Source organism: Ruoffia tabacinasalis, assembly GCF_042652985.1.
Classification (GTDB): Bacteria; Bacillota; Bacilli; order Lactobacillales; family Aerococcaceae; genus Ruoffia; species Ruoffia tabacinasalis.
In genome coordinates, this window is sequence record NZ_JBHSHQ010000066.1 from 47,948 (window position 1) to 54,557 (window position 6,610).

5 protein-coding genes and 1 tRNA gene are annotated in these 6,610 nt (G+C 35.5%); all 6 read left to right on the forward strand.

Annotated features, from left to right (window positions below; genetic code table 11):
* Window positions 1-43: 43 nt before the first annotated feature.
* The 6 genes from ACFO5Y_RS10810 (at window position 44) to ACFO5Y_RS10835 (ending at window position 6,544) form a co-directional block, all read left to right on the forward strand.
* Window positions 44-1,129: a competence protein CoiA gene (locus ACFO5Y_RS10810; protein ID WP_197104747.1), complete on the forward strand. Its 1,086-nt coding sequence runs from the start codon at window positions 44-46 to the stop codon at window positions 1,127-1,129.
* A gap of 73 nt (window positions 1,130-1,202) precedes the next feature.
* Window positions 1,203-3,005 carry an oligoendopeptidase F gene (pepF, locus tag ACFO5Y_RS10815; protein WP_197104748.1) on the forward strand — a complete coding sequence of 601 codons (1,803 nt, stop codon included), beginning with the start codon at window positions 1,203-1,205 and terminating at the stop codon, window positions 3,003-3,005.
* Between the two features lie 286 nt (window positions 3,006-3,291).
* Window positions 3,292-4,608, forward strand: coding sequence for a CitMHS family transporter (locus ACFO5Y_RS10820; RefSeq protein WP_197104749.1), 1,317 nt, complete (start codon window positions 3,292-3,294; stop codon window positions 4,606-4,608).
* A 33-nt stretch (window positions 4,609-4,641) separates the two neighbouring features.
* Window positions 4,642-5,634 carry an isocitrate/isopropylmalate dehydrogenase family protein gene (locus tag ACFO5Y_RS10825; RefSeq protein ID WP_331459528.1) on the forward strand — a complete coding sequence of 331 codons (993 nt, stop codon included), beginning with the start codon at window positions 4,642-4,644 and terminating at the stop codon, window positions 5,632-5,634.
* A 99-nt stretch (window positions 5,635-5,733) separates the two neighbouring features.
* Window positions 5,734-5,805: transfer RNA gene (locus ACFO5Y_RS10830), tRNA-Arg, on the forward strand.
* Between the two features lie 169 nt (window positions 5,806-5,974).
* A complete protein-coding gene (locus tag ACFO5Y_RS10835) occupies window positions 5,975-6,544 on the forward strand; it encodes a Gx transporter family protein (protein WP_197104751.1) in 570 nt (189 codons plus the stop codon).
* Window positions 6,545-6,610 lie beyond the last annotated feature (66 nt).

Consider the following 6,610-nt stretch of genomic DNA (forward strand, 5'->3'; position numbering starts at 1 on the left):
AAGCCTCTTTTTTGTGTATTTATACATAAGGGGGATTGATCAAATGTTAGTTGCTATTTCAAAAGAAGGCGAGTTAATTTATGGCAGCGAAGTAAAATTAAAGCATCCAGATTTAACGGAATTTTATTGTCCAACTTGTGCCCAAAAAGTATTTTACAAGGATAGTCATAAAGGCAAAGGGTTTTTTAGTCATTATTCGAAGTGCCAATCAGAAGAAAGTCGTATGAGTCCAATAGAATCGGAAGAACACAAACTTGGGAAAGAAATTATCATTGAGGAATTGCAAGATATACAGAAACTTGTTCTTCAAACTGAATTATATTTTCCAGAAATTAATCAATATGCAGATGTCTATGTCACAACAAATGGTGCGAGTAGGGAGTCGGTTATTTATGAATTTCAAAGATCCGTCATTCCAGCTGCCGATGTCAGGGTAAGAAATTTAAATTACCAACAGCATGTGAGTCAAGTGCACTGGCTGATGGATGATTTCACAACACGCAGAACCGCGTTGAATCAAAGATGGAAGCAAACAATGTTAAATTATAGTGATGGCTGGGGCTTTCACTTGAAATTTCTTAACTTAAAGAATAAAGAAATAATTATTCAACATCACCTACCGATAATCTATCAGAAAAACAATTACAGGCTGAAACAAAATAAAATGACCATTCGTGAATTCCATCAACAAGATAGCTTACAAGATGAAAATGCTGAGTTAGTTTCAGTGCGGAACCATGTACAAAAGCCATTAAATTATCATCGCCAATTAAGTGGCATTATGAATAATGAAGCGTATAGAAATACCATTTACTTATTATATCAACAAGGGACAGTATTAACTGATTTACCAGAATGGTTTTTTACAGAACAGTGGGAAGTGTTATTAACTCAATCACCCAGTTGGCTTGTCTTTTCCTGGGCATTGACGATCGTCAGACAACTTAATCATTCATTTACTACCGATGACTTCATTGAGAAATTTCGAGCATGCTCGGAAATTAAAGTAGCTCAAACACCACTCATTCATGATGATATCTACCCAATATTATGTTTAGCCATTCTTATATTACTGTTTCAAAAAGGGATAATAGAAAAAGAGAGTAGCATGGAATGGTTTTCAAAATAAAGATTCTTCAAATTGGTTTAGAAAAAGCACATGTGATACACTATTTATATGATTTTAAATGAGGAGGATATTGATGACAGAATCAAATGTAAAAACAAGAGAACAAATGGATGCAACATATCAATGGGATTTAACACCATTATTTGCTTCCGACAAAGAATTTGAAAGTGGGTACGCCAAAGCCGATAATAATCTTGATAAGATTACAGCTTACCAAGGTAGATTAGGTGAAAGCCCAGAAGTGCTTAGTGAAGCCATTGATACATTGTTAGAGTTAGGACGTGAAGTTTCTAATTTAGGTGTGTATGCTCATTTGAAAAATGATCAAGATCAAACAAATCCGACATACCAAAAAATGAACGCTCAAACAGATCAACTATATTCTAAATATAGTCAAGTAACGTCATTCTTTAGACCAGAATTACTTGCTATTCCTGCTGAGCAACTAGAAGAAATGACAGCAAACAATGATAGACTAAAAGAATTAGATCAGTTTATTGACGATATTGCACGTAATCGCGAACACGTTTTACCACCAGAACAAGAATTATTACTAGCAAGCGCGAGTGAAGTTTTTGGTGGAGCAACACGTATCTTTGGTTACTTAAATAACGCTGACTTCCAATTCCCAACTGTGAAAGATAGCGAAGGTAATGACGTTCAATTGACTCATGGTTTATACGGTAAATTATTAGAAAGTACAGATAGACGTGTCAGAAAAGATACCTTTAAAGGGTTCTATTCTGTATATCAACAATTCGAAAATACATTAGCTCAAACTTTAACAACTGAAATTAAAACACATAATTACAATGCTAAAGTTAGAGGATTTGAATCAGCGAGAGCAGCTGCTTTATTCACGAATAATATTCCTGAATCTGTATATGATACATTATTAGACACTGTTGGTTCTCGATTAAACTTATTACATCGTTATGTAGACTTACGTAAATCATTGTTAAATATTGAAGATTTAGAAATGTATGACATGTATACACCATTACTTGGTGAACCTCCAATTGCCTTTACTTATGAAGAAGCAAAAGAAATTACTTTAAATGCGCTTCAACCATTAGGTGAAGAGTACTTAGAGATCATTCGCAATGCGTTTGACGAGCAATGGATTGATGTTTATGAGAATAAAGGTAAACGTAGTGGAGCATACTCTTCAGGAACATATGACAGTAAACCTTATATTCTAATGAACTGGCAAGATAGCCTAAATTCATTATATACACTTGTCCATGAATTAGGACACAGTGCCCACAGTTACTTAACACATGCGAATCAACCGTACGAATATGGAAGTTACTCAATTTTCTTAGCAGAAATCGCATCAACAACGAATGAAAACTTATTAACGAATTATTTATTGAGAACATATGATGATAAAGAAATTCAACGCTATGTTCTAAATCATTTCTTAGATGGATTAAAAGGAACAGTCTTCCGTCAATCTCAATTCGCAGAATTTGAGCACTTTATGCACGAGCAAGATGCTAAAGGCCAACCGTTAACAGCAGAATTTCTTTCAGAAAATTACCAAGAATTAAATGCGAAATATTATGGTCCATCTGTGAATTCTGATTCTGAAATTAAGAATGAGTGGAGTCGTATTCCTCACTTCTATATGAATTACTACGTATTCCAATATGCAACAGGCTTCGCTGCAGCAACTGCTTTTGCTGATCGCATTGCTGATGGTGATGCAGAAGCATTAAACAGCTACTTAGGCTTCTTGAAATCAGGAAAAAGTCAGTACGCCATCGATACGATGAAGACTGCTGGTTTAGATATGACACAACGAGATTATATTGAACAAACCTTAGATGTATTTGAACAAAGATTAGCTGAATTTGAAGCACTATTAGATTAAGGAAAATGAGAGCGATTTGTAACTGGAACGTGTGAGCGTTGCGTTACGAATCGCCTATTTTTATGCAATAATTTATTAAATATAAAAATATATTTACGACGATAAAGCAACATCGATATTAAAAAACAGCGAAAATAACGCTTACCAATCACAAATTTATATACAAAATTCAAAGGATAACTTGTCAAAATTAAATGGGTTATATATAATTAATGAATAATTAAAAATAGATGATTAAATAATATTTCGTTCATCTAAAATTAACATAAAATAATGAGGTGTATAAATGGTTGCTTTAATGGGTTATTCATTAATAATTGTATTTATGATTCTAATTATGATGAAAAAGATATCTCCCTTCGTTGGCTTAGTTTTCCTACCAATTGTATGGGCGATTGTGGGTCAATTATTTGGCTTATGGAATATTGATATTGGACAGGCTGCAATGGATGGTCTGCTAGGTACAGCGCAGACAGGTATCATGCTATTCTTTGCAATATACATGTTTACAATTATGATTGATGCTGGTCTATTCGACCCGCTTTCAAACGCTATGATTCGTTTCGCAAAAGGAGATCCATTGAAAGTGATGATCGCCACAGTCGCATTGACTGCCGCAGTATCATTAAACGGTGATGGAACAACAACAATGATTATTGTATGTACGGCTTTTGTGCCAATATATAAACGTTTGAATATGAAGATGTTAGACTTAGCCGTATTAACAATGACATCACATTCAATTATTAACTTGCTACCATGGGGTGGACCAACAGCTCGTGCAATTGCAGTAATGAATGTAAGTGAAGCGGATGTTATGCGTGGTTTAACACCAATGATGATTTCTGGAATTATCTACATGTTTATCGTGGCTTATGTGATTGGGCGCGGTGAACGGAAGCGTTTAGGTGTCGTAAACTTATCAAATAATGAACTTGAGAAATTAATGGTTATCGAAGATCAAGAAACACTAGATATCCGTCGACCTAAGAATGTTTGGATCAATGCAATTATTGTATTTGTTGCCATTGGATTATTAATTGCCAATGTCATTCCATCAGCAATCATTTTTATGGTTGGTACAGTTGTAGCATTACTCGTAAACTACGGGTCATTGACACTACAAAAAGAACGTATTGATAATAATGCAAGTGAAGCCAACCAAGTAGTTATGACAGTATTTGGTGCAGGTGTATTCATGGGTGTTTTACAAGCAACTGGTATGGATGATGGAATTGCATCAAGTTTAATTTCAATCATTCCAGATAGCTTAAGTGGCTTCTTTGGTATTATCGTTGCTATCATTTCTGCGCCAGGAACATACTTCTTACATAATGATGCATTCTACTATGGAATGATGCCAATTCTTGCTGAAGCAGGAACGGCTTATGGCTTTTCTGGACTAGAGTTAACTTTTGCATCTTTAATGGGACAAGCTTTCCACTTATTTAGTCCATTAGTACCTTTTGCTTATGTACTATTAGGTATGACAAACGTGGAGTGGGGCGACTGGCAGAAAAAAGGTTTACTCGTATCACTAGGAATATTTATTGTCTTTGTTATCGTTGGTGCAGTTACAGGGATTATGCCAATATCTCTGTAGAACAAATTTTAGAAAATGAAGGGAGCAATTGATGTGAAAATTACATTAATACCAGGAGACGGGATTGGTCCCGAAATTACGGAAAGTGCACGAAATATTGTAGATGCCTTAGATATTGGGATTGAGTGGGAGGTTGTTGAAGCGGGCGAAGCTGTCTTTAACCAAACAGGAACATTAATTCCGGATAATGTTTATGAAAGTATTGAAAAGAATAAGGTCGTATTAAAAGGGCCAATTATGACACCTATCGGAAAAGGCTTCCGAAGTGTTAACGTAGCTCTACGTAAGAAATACGATTTATATGCGAATATTCGACCTGTGAAAAGTCTAGGAACTATCCCGTCTTTAACCAAAGATTTAGACTTAATTCTCTTTAGAGAGAACACAGAAGATTTATACGCAGGGGTTGAAAAGCAAATTTCAGACGATGAAGCTCATAGTATTAAGATAATTACGCGATCAGCTTCAGAACGAATTGTTCGTGAAGCGTTTGAATATGCGAAAGTGAATGATCGTCAAAGTGTGACAGTTGTGACAAAAGCAAATATTATGAAACTGACGGATGGTTTATTCTTAGAAGTTGCCCGAGGTGTGGCTGAAGAATACCCATCCATCGAATTCAAAGAAATTCTAGTTGATAATATGGCAATGCAATTGGTCATAAACCCTAAGCAATTTGATGTCATTGTAACTGAAAATCTTTATGGAGATATTCTTTCTGATTTAATGGCTGGTTTAGTAGGTGGTTTAGGCTTAGTGCCTGGGGCGAATATTGGGGAAGATATTTCAATCTTTGAAGCGGTCCATGGTTCAGCCCCTGATATCGCCGGAAAAGGCCTAGCAAACCCAACAGCAATTCTGTTAGGGGTTTGCCAGATGTTGGATCATATTGAGCAAAAAGACGCGTCAAATCGCCTAAGAAATGCATTAGACACAGTCTTAAGTGATTCAAATAACTTTACTAAAGATTTAGGTGGAGAGATGACTACTAAAGGCTTTACTAAGGCAGTAATAAAAGCTCTATAAACTCAATACAGAATACTTTGAAAGAAGGAGTGCATCAGCACTGCTTCTTTTTTTGTATCTTGAAATGAAGGCTAAAGATGGCTATAATAGAGAAGTTAGGCCGCCATAGTGTAATGGATATCACATAAGATTCCGGTTCTTAGGATGGGGGTTCGATTCCCTCTGGCGGCGTATAAATTAATAAGATACTTAACAATTCATTGAATCTAATTGTTAAGTATCTTTTGTTTTATTATTTTGCTTGAACGGTTAACAATATAAAAAAATACGTGTATACTGTGAGAATAGTTATGAGAAATAATATGGAATTTATAAATAAGTTGTTTAATGGAGGAATGAGATGAGACGAAGTCGTTATCAAATTATGGTGTACATCGCTATGCTAGCTGCACAGGCAGTAGTTATTAGTATTCTTGAAGGAGCTATCCCTTCACCTCTTTCCTTTGCTCCAGGAGCTAAATTAGGTTTAGCGAATTTAATATCTGTGATTGCTATTTTCACACTACCTTTTTCAAAAAGTATTCAAGTCGTGTTAATTAGAATTGTCCTCACTGCCTTAATTGGTGGAAATATGTCGACATTCTTTTACAGTTTAGCGGGTGGGCTATTAAGTTACTTTGCGATGCTATGGTCGAAAAAATTAGGACCTAATAAAGTGAGTATTATCGGGATTTCAGTGCTCGGTGGGGTGATGCATAACGTAGGGCAATTAAGTGTCGCTGCTTTATTTGCTAGATCCTTCTCTGTGATGAATTATCTTCCGGTCCTATCGTTCTCTGGGATCTTAGCTGGCTTCGTTGTTGGCTTCCTTGGGAATTTTTTACTTGAACGTATCTCAGTGCTTCAGATGTATCATAAAGAACTCGTAGCAAATACAGACCAAAAAGATTGGCTATCGAATCATAAATAAAAAACATACTAAGATTAGTAGTGAGTAAACCACGACGGTGGATTTCTCACTACTATTTTTTTATAG

Bases quoted from the DNA above. Each gene is read 5' to 3' on its own strand.
- ACFO5Y_RS10810 (WP_197104747.1), top strand. From the start codon at position 44: ATGTTAGTTGCTATTTCAAAAGAAGGCGAGTTAATTTATGGCAGCGAA.
- pepF (WP_197104748.1), top strand. From the start codon at position 1,203: ATGACAGAATCAAATGTAAAAACAAGAGAACAAATGGATGCAACATAT.
- ACFO5Y_RS10820 (WP_197104749.1), top strand. From the start codon at position 3,292: ATGGTTGCTTTAATGGGTTATTCATTAATAATTGTATTTATGATTCTA.
- ACFO5Y_RS10835 (WP_197104751.1), top strand. From the start codon at position 5,975: ATGAGACGAAGTCGTTATCAAATTATGGTGTACATCGCTATGCTAGCT.